Raw genomic sequence first — 15,761 nt, 5'->3', positions numbered from 1 at the left:
GGGTCTGTGGCATAGGACCGTCGGTGGCAGCCACTACCAATATCGCACCGTCCATCTGGGCAGCACCGGTCACCATGTTCTTGACATAGTCGGCGTGACCCGGGCAGTCTACGTGGGCATAGTGGCGCTCATCGGTCTCATACTCCACGTGGGCGGTGGCAATGGTAATACCACGCTCGCGCTCTTCCGGAGCATTGTCAATGTCTGCAAATTGCTTGGCTACACCACCATAGGTCTTCGCCATTACCGTCGTAATAGCGGCCGTCAAAGTGGTCTTACCGTGATCTACGTGTCCTATCGTGCCCACGTTCACGTGTGGCTTATTCCGTTCAAAGGTCTCTTTTGCCATGATACTTTAGTTTAGTCTTAGTGTTTAATTTCTTTTATGATTGATCTTCAATGATCTCTTGAGCCAATGTTTCAGGCACTTCAATATAATCGTGGAACTCCATAGAGTATACTGCACGACCCTGTGTAAGAGATCTTAAATCAGTTGAATAACCGAACATTTCTGAAAGTGGTACGTGAGCTTTCACTACCGATCCTTCTTTATTAGAATCCATGCTTTGCATAATTCCACGGCGGCTATTCAAGTCACCAATTACATCGCCCATATATTCTTCAGGGGTGATAATCTCAACCTTCATAACCGGCTCGAGAATCTTCGGTGCCGCTTTACGCGCTCCATTTCTGAAACCAAGTTTGGCACAAAGCTCAAAACTCAGCTGATCGGAGTCAACATCGTGGTAAGAACCGTCATAGAGGCGGAATCCAATATTTTCTACAGCATAGTTTGCCTGAATACCAGCACTTAATGCCTGTTGGAAGCCTTTCATTACAGATGGAATAAATTCACGTGGAATATTTCCACCTACAACTTCATTTATGAAAATAAATCCATCTTCTCTGGTAATACGGTCTTCGTTACCATCATAATCTTCAAATTCTTCAATTGGCCCCATTTCAAAGGAGATGTCAGCAAATTTACCACGACCACCGGTCTGCTTCTTGTAGATCTCACGGTGATCAACTTTCTTAGAAATCGTTTCACGATAAGAAACCTGAGGAGCACCAACATTGGCCTCAACTTTAAACTCACGCTTTAATCGGTCAACAATAATTTCAAGGTGAAGCTCACCCATTCCGGCGATTGTAGTCTGCCCTGTTTCATGGTCAGTTCTAACCTGGAATGTTGGATCTTCTTCGGCAAGTTTTTGCAGACCTGTAGAAAGCTTCTCGCCATCCGCTTTGGTCTTAGGCTCAACAGCCAACTTAATTACCGGCTCAGGGAATGTAATTTGCTCAAGCTCTACCGGATGATCTACATCACATAATGTGTCCCCGGTATGCACTTCTTTAATTCCAATTATAGCTGCAATATCTCCAGCCTGGATGTAATCTAAATCTTTTTTGTCGTTGGCGTGCATTTCAAGCAGACGCCCAACACGTTCTCTGTTTCCGGTAGAGGCGTTTAATATATATGACCCCTTTTCCAAACGACCTGAATAAACCCGACAGAACGTCAATTTACCCACATAAGGGTCCGTCATAATTTTAAATGCAAGTGCAGAAAATGGTGCGTTTACATCAGGTGCTTTTTTGACTTCTTCTTCTGTTTCCGGGTCAATACCTTTTACCGGGGGAATATCAAGCGGGTTAGGCATGAAATCCAACACTCTGTCAAGTAATACCTGAACTCCTTTATTTTTAAGAGCGGTACCTAACATTACCGGAGTAATATCTTTCGAAATAGTAGCCTCACGAAGAGCAGAAACTATTTCTTCTTCAGAAATTTCTTCTTCCATCAGGTATTTTTCCATCAGAGAATCATCATGATCTGCAAGTGCTTCAATCATTTTTTGACGATATTCAGCAGCCTTATCAGCTAAATCTTCCGGTATATCTAAAACATCATATTTAGCACCCAAAGACTCATCATCCCAGATAATGGCTTTCATATTGATTAAATCAACAACACCCTGGAATTTGTCTTCAGCTCCAATAGGAATCTGAATTGGGATTGGGTTGGCATTTAATTTCTCATCCAGCTCATCTACAACATTGTAGAAGTCAGCGCCAACTTTATCCATTTTATTTACGAAGGCCATACAAGGAACTTCGTATTTGTTAGCCTGACGCCAAACCGTTTCAGACTGTGGCTGAACAGCTCCTACTGAATCAAGCACAAATACCGCACCATCCAATACACGCAAAGAACGCTCTACCTCTACCGTAAAGTCAACGTGGCCCGGTGTATCAATAATGTTAATGCGGTGATCTTTCCAGATACAATGCGTAGCAGCAGATTGAATTGTAATTCCTCTTTCCTGCTCTTGCTCCATCCAGTCCATAGTAGCAGCGCCATCATGCACTTCACCCATACGGTGACTACGGCCGGTGTAAAAAAGGATACGCTCGGTCACGGTTGTTTTTCCGGCATCAATATGCGCCATGATACCGATGTTCCGCGTCCGCCGGATCTTATCTAAAATTTTTGGATCTGTTTTTGTTGCTTCAGACATAATAACTGTTCAAATAATATTCTTTAAAATCTAAAATGAGCAAAAGCTTTATTAGCATCTGCCATGCGGTGCGTTTCATCTTTTTTGCGAACTGCACCACCTTCATTGTTCGAGGCATCAATCAATTCTCTCGAAAGACGAATTGACATTGATTTATCATTTCTGGAGCGAGCTGCTTTAATAAGCCATCTCATTCCCAATGCTGTTCCTCGCTCTTGTCGAACTTCAACCGGCACCTGGTACGTTGCACCACCTACCCGGCGTGACTTAACCTCAACTACCGGTGTTGAATTTTGTAGCGCATTTCGGAATACATCGATTCCGGTTTCGCCTGTTTTCTCTTCAATAACTTCAAATGCCTGATATACAATTTTGCGAGCTACATTTTTTTTACCGTCTCGCATCAGGTTGTTTACGAACCGAGTTACCAGCTTATCCTCAAAAATTGGATCCGCTTGTACATCTCGTTTGTCTGCTGTTTTTCTACGCATGCTCGATTAATCTTAAGTTCTTAGTGTTAACCTTTTGGCTTCTTGGTGCCATACAAACTTCGGCTTTGAGTTCTTCCCTCAACACCGGCTGTATCTAATGTTCCACGTATAATATGGTATCGAACACCGGGTAAATCTTTTACTTTACCTCCGCGAATCAGTACAATACTATGCTCCTGCAAGTTGTGGCCTTCTCCGGGAATGTAAGCCGAAACTTCAATTCCGTTTGTCAGCCGTACACGAGCTACTTTACGCAAAGCCGAATTCGGCTTTTTAGGCGTTGTTGTATAAACGCGAGTACAAACACCACGCTTCTGCGGACAATTTTCCAACGCAGGAGCTGTTGTTTTACTTACTTTGCTTTTTCTACCTTTTCGTATGAGTTGTTGTATAGTTGGCACTGTTTATCTATTTGGTTATTGCCATCGAATCGAGAGCTTGCAAATATAGGGAACGTTAGAGGTTGAATGCAAAATTTTTATCGGAAATATTTTTTTAATTTCTATTTAATCTTCAAACACCCTCAAATAGCAATTATTAATCCAGAATATCGGTTATTTATTGTACGCCCGATATATAACTTTATATCAGTTGAAACTTTCTGATTTACCCAATTTAAGCACTAAAAGACTTGAAGTCCTGCAGAACGAAGGCATTCACTCTGCCAAAGATTTACTCAATTTCTTCCCGCGCAGATATCTTGACCGAAGCAACACTCAAAAAATAAAGCACCTGCCCGGCTCCGGAGAAGAAGTAACCGTGGCGGGGAAAGTCACAGAAATAACTACAGCCGGTTATGGCAAGAAAAAAAGACTGGAAGTATATATAAATGATGGAACCGGTCAGGTGAAGGGAGTGTGGTTTCGCGGAGTGGGATATTTTAGCAAGTATTTTAAAGAGGGGGAAACCGTTGCCTTTTTTGGACAGGCCAAACGATATGGCAAAAGCATTTCTATAGCTCACCCTGAGGTTGATAAAATTGCTGAAGAAGGTGATTTGGATTCCTTTTCACGAATTGTTCCTATCTACCCAAGCAGTAAAGGAATGAGTAAAGTTCGAATCACCAGCAGTATGGTTCAAAATTGGATCAAGAAAATTCTGAGTGATATTCAGGTGGATGAATTCCTTCCCAAAAACGTGTTATCAGGATTGAAATTCCCGGAACGAAAAAAAGCGTACCGGATGATTCACTTTCCCGAAAATCATAACGAGCATAAAAATGCGTTGGATAGATTTAAGTTCGAAGAGCTCTTTTTGTTTGAACTGAGTATGGAGAAAATCAACTTCACTGTAAAAGTAAAGGCTAACGGGCATTTATTTACTGAAACGGGAAACTACACTTCAACTTTTTTTAATGATTTGATTCCCTTTGAATTGACCGATGGACAAAAATCTGCGCTGGCTCAAATAAAATCGGATGTGCGCTCCGGCAAACAGATGAACCGCCTGGTTCAGGGAGATGTGGGTTCAGGAAAAACAATTGTTGCCATCGGGGCTATGCTGATGGCACTGGATAATGGATATCAAACCGCCTTCCTGGCCCCTACTGAAATTCTTGCCGAGCAACATTACCGAACGCTTAGCGATCACCTGAAAGAATTGGATATCAATATTCGTTTGCTCATCGGCTCACAAAAGAAAGCGCTGCGTACGGATATTCTTACGGATGTGGAAGGTGGAAATGCTCAGATTGTGGTAGGCACGCATGCTATTATCCAGGATCAGGTTCGGTTCCATAACCTCGGTTTGGCCGTTATTGATGAACAACACCGATTTGGCGTGAAGCAGCGTGCAGACTTATTAAATAAGGGCAGCCATCCGCATATGCTGGTTATGAGTGCTACCCCCATTCCCCGTTCCCTGGCCATGACGGTGTATGCTGACCTGGATGTTTCCATAATCAAAGATTTGCCGGCTGGCCGAAAACCGATCAAAACGGCTATTAGGTCTCATAAAAAGAGAGAAGATGTAATGAATTTTGTGCGGCAGGAAGTGGAAGACGGCGGACAGGCGTATGTGGTGTATCCGTTGGTGGAAGAGTCTGAGGCACTGGACTTGAAAGATGCTACCGCGGGATTTGAGAAACTCAAAAAGCGATTTCCTGAGTTTAAGATAGGACTGCTGCATGGCCGAATGAAAACGGAGGAAAAGGAAGCCGTAATGAGAGCGTTCATTGACCATAAAATCCACATCCTCGTTTCAACTACGGTTATTGAGGTGGGCGTTGATGTTCCGAATGCTTCGATAATGATCATTGAACATGCCGAGCGATTTGGGCTTTCCCAGCTTCATCAACTTCGGGGACGGATTGGCCGGGGTGAACGGCAGAGCTATTGTATCCTGATGCCGGATGTGAAAGTCAGCAAGTCCGGAGCCTTTCGGTTGAAAACGATGGAGGAGACTACCGATGGATTTCGCATTGCCGAAGCAGATCTCAAACTCCGCGGGCCGGGTGATTTCCTGGGGACCAAACAAAGCGGCCTCCCCGATTTTAAGTTTGCGGATATTGTGGAAGACCAGTTCCTGCTGACCCAGGCCAAAGAAAAAGCCAATCAAATTTTGGATGAAGACCCCAGCTTGGCTGCCCCACAGAACGAGGCCCTCGAAAAAGTCTTTACCCCCTACTTCAATGATAAGGTGCAATTCTATGGGCTGGGGTGAATTTTGAAGCCACTCCCAAGTTGTCATTCCTGTAGATGTCAGGTAATCCGGGACAAGTTTCGTAATAAAAAAGGCCCTGTAGGGGCCACATATGAATAACCCTCGACGAAGCCAAGCGAATGCGAGCGTAGTCGGGGGTAACGAACGTAGAAAAAGGATAAAGCTTCGCCCGATAGGTGATTTAGCCTCTGGTGGTTATCGAAGCTTGGGCAACCATCTCTTTAATGACCACCTTCCCTCAACCCTGCGAAAACCAACGGAGACATTGGCAAGCATTTCACCTTGGGTTTTATTTTTTTGACAAATTATCCCCGGGTTGCTCCGCTTACGCGGTATTACCCCGGGCTATTCATATGTGACCCCTACAGGGTCAAGAAGGAAAAAGAGGATCAAAATTTTGTCCTCCAATTGGGGGATTTGGAGGGCTTTTATGAGGATCCTACAATGTACATTAAAAGATTCTAACTGATAATAATCGGTATTCCGATAACATCATGATTTAGTTCTTCTTTTTTACAATTTGCTTCCCCCTTTGTTTCTATAGCTTTTAAACAACCCAAAAAATCCTTGTTTAATAAGCAGAAACACAGATGGAACCACGAACCTTACCCTATGTCCGATTTATTGGCATGTTAATTTTATACGTTGGCCTCGGACTTTCACAACATACGTTGGCACAGGTAACTGTTACCGATGTCACCCCTTTGCATGGCGCAAGCGGAGCCGAGATTACTATATACGGCTCCGGCTTTGATGGCACGGCTGCAAATAATGTAGTCTCCTTCAGCCCTGTTGGGGGCGGTGCGGCTACTACCGCCAACGCCACCTCCGTAACCGGAACCACCAAACTCACCGTAAACGTACCCGCCGGGCTGGTAGGCAACTATGAGATTTCTGTTGAAAATACGGTGACCACCGATACCGGAACCTACGCTAATTTATTTGCAGGAACTTTTATTGGGGGATGGTATGGGGAACCAACAACTTCACAAAATCAAATAACAAGTAGCATTGACAACCCACTGGCCACCCATATTGCAGACCTCGATGGAGACGGAGATATGGATGTATTATCCGCCTCGTTTAACGACGGCAAACTTGCCTGGTATGAAAACACCGATGAACAAGGTACCTTTGGCGTACAGAATATCATCGCTTCTGATTACAATTCTCCAAGACATGTCAGCACCGGGGATATAGACGGGGATGGAGACCTTGACGTGCTAATGGCCGATTTTGGAAGATCAGGAACCCTTGATGGAAGGGCCTTTTACTGGCATGAAAATACAGATGGAGCAGGTACTTTTGGACCCAAGCAATTGATCTTCTTTGATGGTAGCATTACTTCTATGACGATTTTCCCGGCAGACATCGACGGAGACGGAGATTTGGACGTAGTAACATCTTCTAATCGGACGGCAGGATTACGAGTATTTGAAAATACCAATGGGCAGGGAGCCTTTGGGCCCGAACAGTTGATTGATAATGCCGGGAGGTATGCGCGCAGCCGTACCGGTTGACATGGACGGAGATGGAGATCTTTATATACTTGCCGGTTCAACGGATGGAACAGGAAGTAATGATCTAATAGCATGGTATGAAAATGACGGTACCGGAACATATAATGGGACTCCAAACCAAATAACTACAGAGCATGTTAACTTAGAATGGCTGGAAGCGGGGGATATTGACGGCGATGGAGATATGGATGTTTTAGCTGCAAACAAAGATGACGGCTCCATTCTGTTATACAGAAATACCGGAGGTGGAAGTTTCTCTCCCAAGGAAGTTCTTATATCTACCATAGCGGCTGGGTATGCCAGATTTGTGAAACTGGCAGATATGGATGACGATGGAGACTTAGATATAATATCCCAAGGTGATACGGGGACTAAACTTGTTTGGTATGAAAATGACGGTACCGGTTCTATAATCGATACCCATTCTATTCACACCAGCTTAATTGCACTTGCTATTAATTACATTTCTGTTGGGGATTTAGATAATAATGGAACCTTAGATGTAGTGACCTCAACAAGAGGACAAAATACCATTGACTGGTACAAAAACCTCTACGAGCCCGATATAGAACTCACCGGTAACTCCAATGATATTAACGATGTAGATGCAGCCACCTCGGCCACCAACCACACCGATTTTGGAAGTGTAGCAGCAGTGAGCGGCACCGTTACCCGCACCTTTACCATCGAGAACAACGGGAACAAAGACCTAAACCTGGACGGGGCCCCGGTCGTAGATATTACAGGAACCCATGCCGGCGACTTCTCCGTTACCAGTCAGCCTGCTCCTACAAACATTAACCCAAGTGGCAGCACCACCTTCCAGGTCGAATTCGACCCCTCGGCCATCAGCACCCGGGATGCCGAAATAACCATTGACAACGACGACCCGGATGAAGACCCGTTCAACTTTGCCATTTCCGGAACGGGAACCAACACCCCTCCGGCCTTTACCTCTTCAAATTCCGCCACCTTTGCCGAAAACGGCACCGGAACCGTACTGGATATAAACGCCAATGACGGAGATGGCGGAGTGAACGATGCTGGAATCACTTATTCTATCACAGGTGGAGTAGACATGGCAGACTTCAATATTGATGCCAATACCGGGGAGCTTACTTTTACAGCAGCCCCTGATTTTGAGAGCCCAACTGACTCCGACACCAACAACGACTATGCACTGGAAGTAACGGCCGATGATGGAGTTGAAACGGCCACACAGGCTATAACCGTTGACGTTACGGATGTTAATGATGCGCCGATCTTTACTTCAACAGCTACCACCAATTTTGCCGAAAATGGCACCGGAACCGCCCTTGATGTCAATGCTAATGACGGGGATGGAGGAGCTGATGATGTAGGAATTACCTACTCGATCACGGGGGGAACCGATGCGGCGGATTTTAATATTGATGTCAACACCGGCGAACTTACCTTTGTCAGTGCTCCTGACTTTGAAAACCCCGATGATGCCAATACAGATAATGACTATGAAATCGAAGTTACAGCTGATGACGGAGTTCAAACGGCTACCCAGTCTATCACTATTACCGTTACCGATGTTCTTGAGGTTCCGGTATTTACCTCCGCAGCTGCCACCAACTTTACCGAAAACGGCACCGGGACTGCCCTTGATGTAGAAGCCCATGACGGAGACGGGGGAGCGACCGATGCAGGAATCACCTACTCTATCTTCGGAGGAACCGATGCAGCTGACTTTAATATCGATGCCAATACCGGCGAACTTACTTTTGTCAGTGCTCCTGATTTTGAAAGCCCCGATGATGCCAATACAGATAACGACTATGAAATCGAGGTTACCGCCGATGACGGGACTGCCTCAAACAACACCGCCACTCAAACTATTACCATCACCGTAACCGATGCCACAGATGCTCCGATCTTTACATCGGCAGCTTCAACCACCTTTGCTGAAAATGGCACAGGTACGGCGCTTGATATTGACGCTAATGACGGAGATGGCGGAGATGGCGGAGGGGTCTTATACTGATATAGGTTGACACATTTATTAGGAGTATCCTTGATGAAAACTCGACCTCAATATTTCAGTGATAGTTTTAAATTAGGTGTAATAAGCCGAGTGCTCAGTGGAGAAATGAGCAAAGAGCAGGCGCGAGTCTACTATGGTATTGGTGGAAACAGTGCTATTTTAAACTGGATGCGTACATTTGGATATACCAACGACTCAAACCCCAGCAGGCCTATGAAAGATCCGTCTTCCACAATTAGCACCGATGATCCTGAGGTGCTCAAGAAACAGATTAAGCGTCTGCAGAAGCAATTAGAGCTTGAGCAGCAGCGCACTGAGTTTTATCAAATAATGATTGATATTGCCGAGCAGGAGCTGGGAGTTCCTATTCGAAAAAAGTCCGACACCAAGCTATAGCATCTTTTCGCCGTCACTACCGGGTCTCTATGAGCCTATTAGCACAATGGCTTGGTATAAGTAGGGCGGGATTGTATAAATCAGCAAGACGGTTTCAAATTCATCAGGATCTGAGCCGGGTTGTGCTCGATTTTGTGGATGCCGAGCGAGCGATCAACAAGAAGATAGGAGGGATTAAACTCCATCAGTTATTTGGGCAAACCTATCCAGAACTGGCAATTGGTCGCGATCGGTTTTTTATGATGCTGAGTGAGCACGGGCGGTTGTTACGCAGAAAATCACGGAAGCGAGCAAAGAGGTCTCCAGCAGAGTTACGAGCTCGGGATCTGGCCCATCAATTAACCGTTACCGGTCCGGCTCAGCTGTGGGTGCATGATGATACGGAAGTAGTTACAAAGGACGGGAAAGCGCATTTGGCCCTTTCCACCGATGCTTACAGCAGTATGGTTATGGGCTATAGCTGGTCCAGACGGGCCGATGCCGGGCATGTCAAGGCTGCCTTAGAAATGGCATTAAAAGGCTATAGTCCCAGGAACAACCAACTTATCCATCATAGTGACAATGGTCGAATCTATACCAGTAAGGCCTACCAACTCTTGTTGGAGTCGATACAGGTAAGTTACTCTCCTCCCGGACGCCCTGATCGCAACCCAATTGCTGAACGTATTAATCAGACGTTTAAACAAGAGTATCTATGTGACTCGAAACAGAAAAGCTTTGAACAAATTGCCGAAGAGTTGCCAAGGTATATCCAGCACTATAACCACAGACGTCCACACATGAGTTGTGATTACGGGCCACCAGCGTTGGTGCAGTCAGGGCAACTACAACCAGTTAAACACTGGAGACAGCGCCCCAAAACATATGAGATAGCTGCGGGTGCTAAAAACAACATAGAAGCTTAGATAAAAAAGTGGTAACCTTATTCAGTAATAGTCAAAAATTAATCCCAAAACTGTCAACCAAATTCAGGAATAGACGGCTCAGTCCGGCACCTCCCTCAAGGGAGGACTTTGATACTGCTAAAAAAACGACTTTTGTCGCCGAATTACCTAACATCTACAGCAATGACGATGCCGTGGTGGATTTTTTAATACCACCTCCCAACCCCTAAAAACTCACGTAATTGCGAGGAGCCCATAAAGTAAAATGTAGATTTGGGAAGTTTAACGACGCGGCAATCTCCCTGATACGATTTGGGAGCTTCAACAACGAGGCTGTAGTGAGTGCACCTCCACCATCAAACAGATTGCCACAGGCTGTATTCGCTATCGCTCAAGTCAGCCTTCGCAATGACGATGTCGTGGTGGATTTTTTAATACCACATTCCAACCCATAACAAACCACGTCATTGTTCCGTATTCACGGGATCGCGTAATATAACTTAGCCTGTCCCAACTCATTTCCTGCTCTGGGTTGTAGATGTTAGATAATTCGAGGACAAAAACAACGAAGAGCACTAGCGCAGGCGTCGCGCCTGTGCGGTAGCTGAATTGGCAAACAAGTTAGTCCAAGCGAGACGCTTGAACTAGATCGAGACTTATTTCCTGCTCTGGGTGACAACTTGGGGGATTTTATCTCGAATCCGGGTTAAAGCCCAAAACTGAAACCAAACCCAACATTAAATTGACCGTTCTCAATATCCTTGGTATCTGAAGGGTCGTCCGCTCTTTCTACGGTCCCTTCGAATGTACCTTTTACTTCTTCATCATCCACGGAGGTAACTTCTACGGTCCCTGAAGTTGCAAAGTAACTCACGATTTCGTCGTCCACAAACAGGCTGAATGAAAACTGAGCCCCGGGTAATTCATTTTCTGAAACATCATAGGTGCCCTCAGAAATACTGTCTTCTCCGGGACTGCCATAGATCGTAACTTCAACAACTTCACTGTCTCCGGAACTTTGATCAATTACATTTGCGGCTGCTACGGTTACCGCGGTTACGGAATTGCCCCCAATATTTGCTGAAATTTGAACAGCCGTACCTCCCATGGCCTCCCATTTTTCACCATCAATATTTGCCTTCACCTGTCCGGTAGGAACATTTACACCAGACCCGGTACTGCTACTGCAGCCAAACGTAAAAAACAGCGCTAAAGCTGTTAGCGTAGATAAAATTAATACTTTTTTAGATAACATAACTCAACCATCTTGTTTAAGATTAAAAGCTATGTTACAATTATATGAAAGCGTAGTCTATACCTAATTTGGGGTAAATTTCATCTTACAAACTATGATTATACACCCGCCTTTTGCTTCTCCGCTCTCTTTCTGTCGTTGTGATCAAGATAAGTTTTACGGATTCGTAAGCTTTTTGGAGTAACTTCCAGCAACTCATCGTTATCAATAAACTCTATACACTGTTCCAGGCTCAATTTTCTTGCTTGGTTTAGTTTTACCGAATCAGCGGTTTGGGTGGCCCGATGGTTGGTAAGGTTTTTCTTTTTCACCACGTTGACAACCATGTCATCACTTCGTTTGTTTTGGCCTACAACTTGTCCCATATAGACAGGATCCCCGGGCTTCACAAAAAATTCACCGCGATCTTGAACGCCTTCCAAAGCATACCCGGTAACATCCCCTTGCTCTAAAGCAATTAAGGCGCCTCGGGTTCTTCCGGGAATTTCACCTGCATAAGGCTCATAGCCATCAAATTGCTGATGCATAATACCGGTTCCCCGAGTTTCTGTTAGCATCTCACCTCGGAAACCGATCAATCCACGAGAAGGCACGCGGAACTGAATTCGGTTATTTTCTCCTTCCTGACTCATGGAGGTCATAATCCCTTTTCGCTTTTGAAGATTATCGATCACCCGGTTGCTATAATCTGTTTGAACATCAACAACTACTTCTTCAACCGGCTCATGCACTTCACCATCAACTTCTTTGAAAAGTACTTCAGGGCGTGATACCGAAAACTCAAATCCCTCTCGGCGCATCGTTTCAATTAAAATAGCCATCTGTAATTCTCCCCGTCCGGATACTTTATAGATATCAGGACTTTCAGTCGGCTCAACCCGCATAGCAACATTGGTTCGTACTTCTTTATTCAGACGATCTTTTAGCTGATTTGAAGTCACATAGTCCCCTTCTTTTCCTGCAAACGGAGAATTATTCACGCGGAAGTACATTGCAATGGTCGGCTTGTCAAGATCCACATATTCAAGTGGAGTCATATCGGCGGTATCCGTCAGGGTATCCCCTACGTTCACTTCTTCATAACCGGCAAGAGCAATAATATCTCCGGCCACAGCTGTTTCAACGGGTTCGCGTTGAAGTCCGCTAAACGTATACAATTTAGTAGCCCTTGCTTTTTCGCGCACTTCTCCCTTTCCATTCATCAGGGCTACTTCTTGCCCAATTTTGATGGTTCCTTGTTCAATCCTGCCCACTGCAATACGGCCTACATAATCATTCCAGTCAATACTGCTTACCAACATTTTGAATTTGGCATCGGTGTTTTGCTCGGGGGCCGGAACATGCTCTACAATTTTGTCGAGAAGCGGGGCAAGATTTTCGTCTTCATCTTCTAAATTTTCTTTTGCAATTCCATTTACAGCAACCGCATACAACACAGGAAAGTCGAGCTGTTCATCGGTGGCATCTAACATCACAAAGAGATCAAAGATCTCATTCAATACCGCATCAGGACGGGCATCCTTCCGGTCAATTTTATTGATAACTACAATTGGACGATAGCCTAAACTCAGCGATTTTCGCAGTACGAATTTGGTTTGGGGAAGTGGTCCTTCTGCAGCATCTACTAACAGTATAACCCCATTTACCATTTTGAGGATTCGCTCCACTTCACCCCCAAAATCGGCGTGACCCGGAGTATCTACGATATTAATTTTAGTGTCTTTCCACTTTACAGCGGTGTTTTTTGAACTGATGGTAATTCCGCGTTCTTTTTCCAGATCGCCGGAATCCATCACTCTCTCTTCTACTTGTTGGTTCTCTCTAAATGTTCCGCTCTGTTTCAGGATTTGATCTACGAGCGTGGTTTTGCCATGATCTACGTGAGCTATAATGGCGATATTTCTTAAATCTTGTGACATGTAGGTTTGTAAAGTCTTTTGTTTTAAAATAAGCTTGCCGATCGGTTTATCTTTACCTTCAAAAGGTAGATTGGTCATAGGGAAATAAGTGGATAAGTAATAAGCACGATACCTTATCCACTTATTTCCCCTATGCACTATTCCACCGAAAAACAGCAAGCCTTAAATATACGGTTTATTTGCACACTTCCGTATTAATTAATTGAGAATAAATTTTGATTTTATTGCTATCAGTCCTTGATTTAGAAAGATGAGCTTAAAGATGTACAAACCATGCTTCCTCAGACCACTGAAATAGATAAATCACTGGCACACGCTTCAATTTTCCATCAGTCAGGTTGTATACCTAATCAAGAGGTGGTCCAGCAAATATAAATCAATATAGTTTGCAAGACTTGAACTACGCTTTGTGAAAGATTCATTCGTCGGACGAGCTGGAATCAACGAACGAAGAGCCTGTCCTTAAAACTAAAAATTGCATTATTTTGAATACTTTATGTATGTATAGATCTTAGAAGAACGCGTTTACCAGTTGGAAGGATAAACAGAGAATCTGCGAGCGTCTCCCGAAACTTCGGGATAGCGTTCGCCTTTTCAGCTTTATTGCCCGTAACGCTCGCAGGTCCTTCGGACGCTTCGAGGTTACTTTACTCGAGATTGTTTCAAGCCATTTTCTAATCGGTAAACGCGTCAGAAGAATAAAATCAGAGCAAAGAAAAACTGGACAGAATAAATGTCGTAAACTGATAAACTTGCAAATCACCATAAACATATCTAAAGAACTCCTTGAGGAAGCAAAAGTAGCGACCGGAACGAGCAATACGAATCAACTTATCGAAGGTGCACTACAAGCGATTGTAAATCGCTCAAAAACGAAAAAATTAATTGAATCAAAAGGAACCTCAGATCTAAATATAAACTTGAACACCCTTAGGGATCGAACAAATAATCTGTAAAAAACCTCCCTCTTTTCTTTTGACAACCATTTCCGATTGATGCAAAACCACCTACATTTCGATTTTTTTAATTCAGACCTATAAACATGCTTATACCTATCCTCTGGCTCACGCTTGGACTCCTTCTACTAATTAAAGGAGCTGATTGGCTGGTTGACGGCGCCACTGCCCTCGCTAAAAAATTCAACATATCTGACCTGGCTATCGGACTCACGATTGTTGCCTTTGGGACATCCGCACCGGAGTTGGTCGTTAATGTAATGGGGAGCATTGAAGGGCATCATGAAATTGTTTTCGCGAATATCATTGGCAGTAATAACTTTAACCTTTTAGTGATATTGGGAATTTCCGGGTTGATCACGCCATTAGTAGTCCAGTCAAGCACTGTCTGGAAAGAAATTCCGTTATCATTGTTTGCTGCTATATTGCTATTCTTTCTCGCCAATGATTTTTGGGCTCCCGATACTTTCACTGTTTCCAGGATGGATGGAGCCGTATTCCTTCTTCTATTTGCCGGATTTTTGTTCTACGTGTATAAACAACTTTCCTCAGATTCGGCTGAGGTTGAAGCGCCGGAAAAATCATACTCTCAGCTTAAAATCTGGAGCTTTATCACCCTTGGGCTGACAGGATTGGTTTTAGGCGGACGCTTCGTAGTAAACAATGCCATTGAAATAGCAACTATACTTGGCGTAAGTGAAAAGATCATAGGCTTGACCATTATTGCGGCCGGAACCTCATTACCTGAATTAGCCACTTCCATTGTTGCAGCCATGCAAAAGAATGTGGATATCGCTGTTGGAAATATCGTCGGCTCTAACATCTTTAATATTTTCCTAATCCTTGGGGTTAGCTCACTGGTGAAACCAATTCACTATAATCAATCTTTCAATTCGGAAATGTATTTACTCGGCGGAGGTACCCTACTGCTTTTTATTGGGATGTTTACCGGCCAAAAGAAAAAACTTGATCGCTGGGAAGCAGCACTTCTGTTGATACTATTTTGGGGGTATACGGGGTACTTGGTGGCTGGTGAGCTTTAAGGCCTTAGGCCCGAACACTGCGAGGTCTTTGGACGCTCGCAGTTTCTACTTCAAGGGCAGTAACCTCGCAGCGTCCGACAGGTCCTGCGAGCGTTGCGAAATG

12 protein-coding genes are annotated in these 15,761 nt (G+C 44.4%); 6 read left to right on the top strand and 6 right to left on the bottom strand.

Annotated features, from left to right (window positions below; translation table 11 throughout):
* The 4 genes from RI561_RS11410 to rpsL form a co-directional block, all read right to left on the bottom strand.
* Positions 1-349: GTP-binding protein (locus tag RI561_RS11410; RefSeq protein WP_395080371.1), on the bottom strand; the 349-nt coding region annotated here is incomplete at its 3' end.
* Between the two features lie 34 nt (positions 350-383).
* Positions 384-2,522: an elongation factor G gene (gene fusA, locus RI561_RS11405; RefSeq protein ID WP_395080370.1), complete on the bottom strand. Its 2,139-nt coding sequence runs from the start codon at positions 2,520-2,522 to the stop codon at positions 384-386.
* Positions 2,523-2,545: 23 nt separating this feature from the next.
* Positions 2,546-3,013, bottom strand: coding sequence for a 30S ribosomal protein S7 (rpsG, locus tag RI561_RS11400; protein ID WP_395080369.1), 468 nt, complete (start codon positions 3,011-3,013; stop codon positions 2,546-2,548).
* 26 nt (positions 3,014-3,039) lie between these two features.
* Positions 3,040-3,414, bottom strand: a complete 375-nt coding sequence (gene rpsL / locus RI561_RS11395; RefSeq protein ID WP_395080368.1) for a 30S ribosomal protein S12 — start codon at positions 3,412-3,414, stop codon at positions 3,040-3,042.
* A 190-nt stretch (positions 3,415-3,604) separates the two neighbouring features.
* Here rpsL and recG point away from each other — a divergent pair, with 190 nt between their 5' ends.
* From recG to RI561_RS11370, 5 genes are all read left to right on the top strand, one after another.
* Positions 3,605-5,674 carry an ATP-dependent DNA helicase RecG gene (gene recG, locus RI561_RS11390; RefSeq protein WP_395080367.1) on the top strand — a complete coding sequence of 690 codons (2,070 nt, stop codon included), beginning with the start codon at positions 3,605-3,607 and terminating at the stop codon, positions 5,672-5,674.
* 590 nt (positions 5,675-6,264) lie between these two features.
* A complete protein-coding gene (locus RI561_RS11385; RefSeq protein WP_395080366.1) occupies positions 6,265-7,194 on the top strand; it encodes an FG-GAP-like repeat-containing protein in 930 nt (309 codons plus the stop codon).
* Positions 7,172-9,205: a cadherin domain-containing protein gene (locus tag RI561_RS11380; RefSeq protein ID WP_395080365.1), complete on the top strand. Its 2,034-nt coding sequence runs from the start codon at positions 7,172-7,174 to the stop codon at positions 9,203-9,205. Before RI561_RS11385 ends, RI561_RS11380 begins: the two co-directional genes overlap by 23 nt.
* 33 nt (positions 9,206-9,238) lie before the next feature.
* Complete coding sequence (locus RI561_RS11375) at positions 9,239-9,601, top strand: hypothetical protein (protein ID WP_395080364.1); 363 nt, start codon at positions 9,239-9,241, stop codon at positions 9,599-9,601.
* Positions 9,602-9,630: 29 nt separating this feature from the next.
* Positions 9,631-10,506, top strand: coding sequence for an IS3 family transposase (locus tag RI561_RS11370; RefSeq protein WP_395080363.1), 876 nt, complete (start codon positions 9,631-9,633; stop codon positions 10,504-10,506).
* Between the two features lie 685 nt (positions 10,507-11,191).
* Here the strand turns inward: RI561_RS11370 and RI561_RS11365 are convergent.
* Both RI561_RS11365 and typA read right to left on the bottom strand, forming a co-directional pair.
* Positions 11,192-11,740, bottom strand: coding sequence for a hypothetical protein (locus RI561_RS11365; protein WP_395080362.1), 549 nt, complete (start codon positions 11,738-11,740; stop codon positions 11,192-11,194).
* Between the two features lie 98 nt (positions 11,741-11,838).
* Entirely contained in the window at positions 11,839-13,659 is a 1,821-nt protein-coding gene (gene typA, locus RI561_RS11360; protein ID WP_395080361.1) for a translational GTPase TypA, read from the bottom strand.
* Positions 13,660-14,701: 1,042 nt separating this feature from the next.
* Between typA and RI561_RS11355 the strand changes: the two genes are divergently transcribed.
* On the top strand, positions 14,702-15,658 hold the full coding sequence (locus tag RI561_RS11355) for a calcium/sodium antiporter (RefSeq protein WP_395080360.1): 957 nt from the start codon (positions 14,702-14,704) through the stop codon (positions 15,656-15,658).
* Positions 15,659-15,761 lie beyond the last annotated feature (103 nt).

It is taken from the genome of Gracilimonas sp., from assembly GCF_031581265.1.
In the GTDB taxonomy this organism is placed as follows: Bacteria; Bacteroidota; Rhodothermia; order Balneolales; family Balneolaceae; genus Gracilimonas.
The sequence above is the reverse complement of the archived record's forward strand: the minus strand, read 5'-3'. Positions and strand labels throughout refer to the sequence as shown.

Coding starts and splice junctions, on each gene's coding strand:
- fusA (WP_395080370.1), bottom strand. CDS start 2,522: ATGTCTGAAGCAACAAAAACAGATCCAAAAATTTTAGATAAGATCCGG.
- rpsG (WP_395080369.1), bottom strand. CDS start 3,013: ATGCGTAGAAAAACAGCAGACAAACGAGATGTACAAGCGGATCCAATT.
- RI561_RS11385 (WP_395080366.1), top strand. CDS start 6,265: ATGGAACCACGAACCTTACCCTATGTCCGATTTATTGGCATGTTAATT.
- RI561_RS11380 (WP_395080365.1), top strand. CDS start 7,172: ATGCGCGCAGCCGTACCGGTTGACATGGACGGAGATGGAGATCTTTAT.
- RI561_RS11375 (WP_395080364.1), top strand. CDS start 9,239: ATGAAAACTCGACCTCAATATTTCAGTGATAGTTTTAAATTAGGTGTA.
- RI561_RS11370 (WP_395080363.1), top strand. CDS start 9,631: ATGAGCCTATTAGCACAATGGCTTGGTATAAGTAGGGCGGGATTGTAT.
- RI561_RS11365 (WP_395080362.1), bottom strand. CDS start 11,740: ATGTTATCTAAAAAAGTATTAATTTTATCTACGCTAACAGCTTTAGCG.
- typA (WP_395080361.1), bottom strand. CDS start 13,659: ATGTCACAAGATTTAAGAAATATCGCCATTATAGCTCACGTAGATCAT.
- RI561_RS11355 (WP_395080360.1), top strand. CDS start 14,702: ATGCTTATACCTATCCTCTGGCTCACGCTTGGACTCCTTCTACTAATT.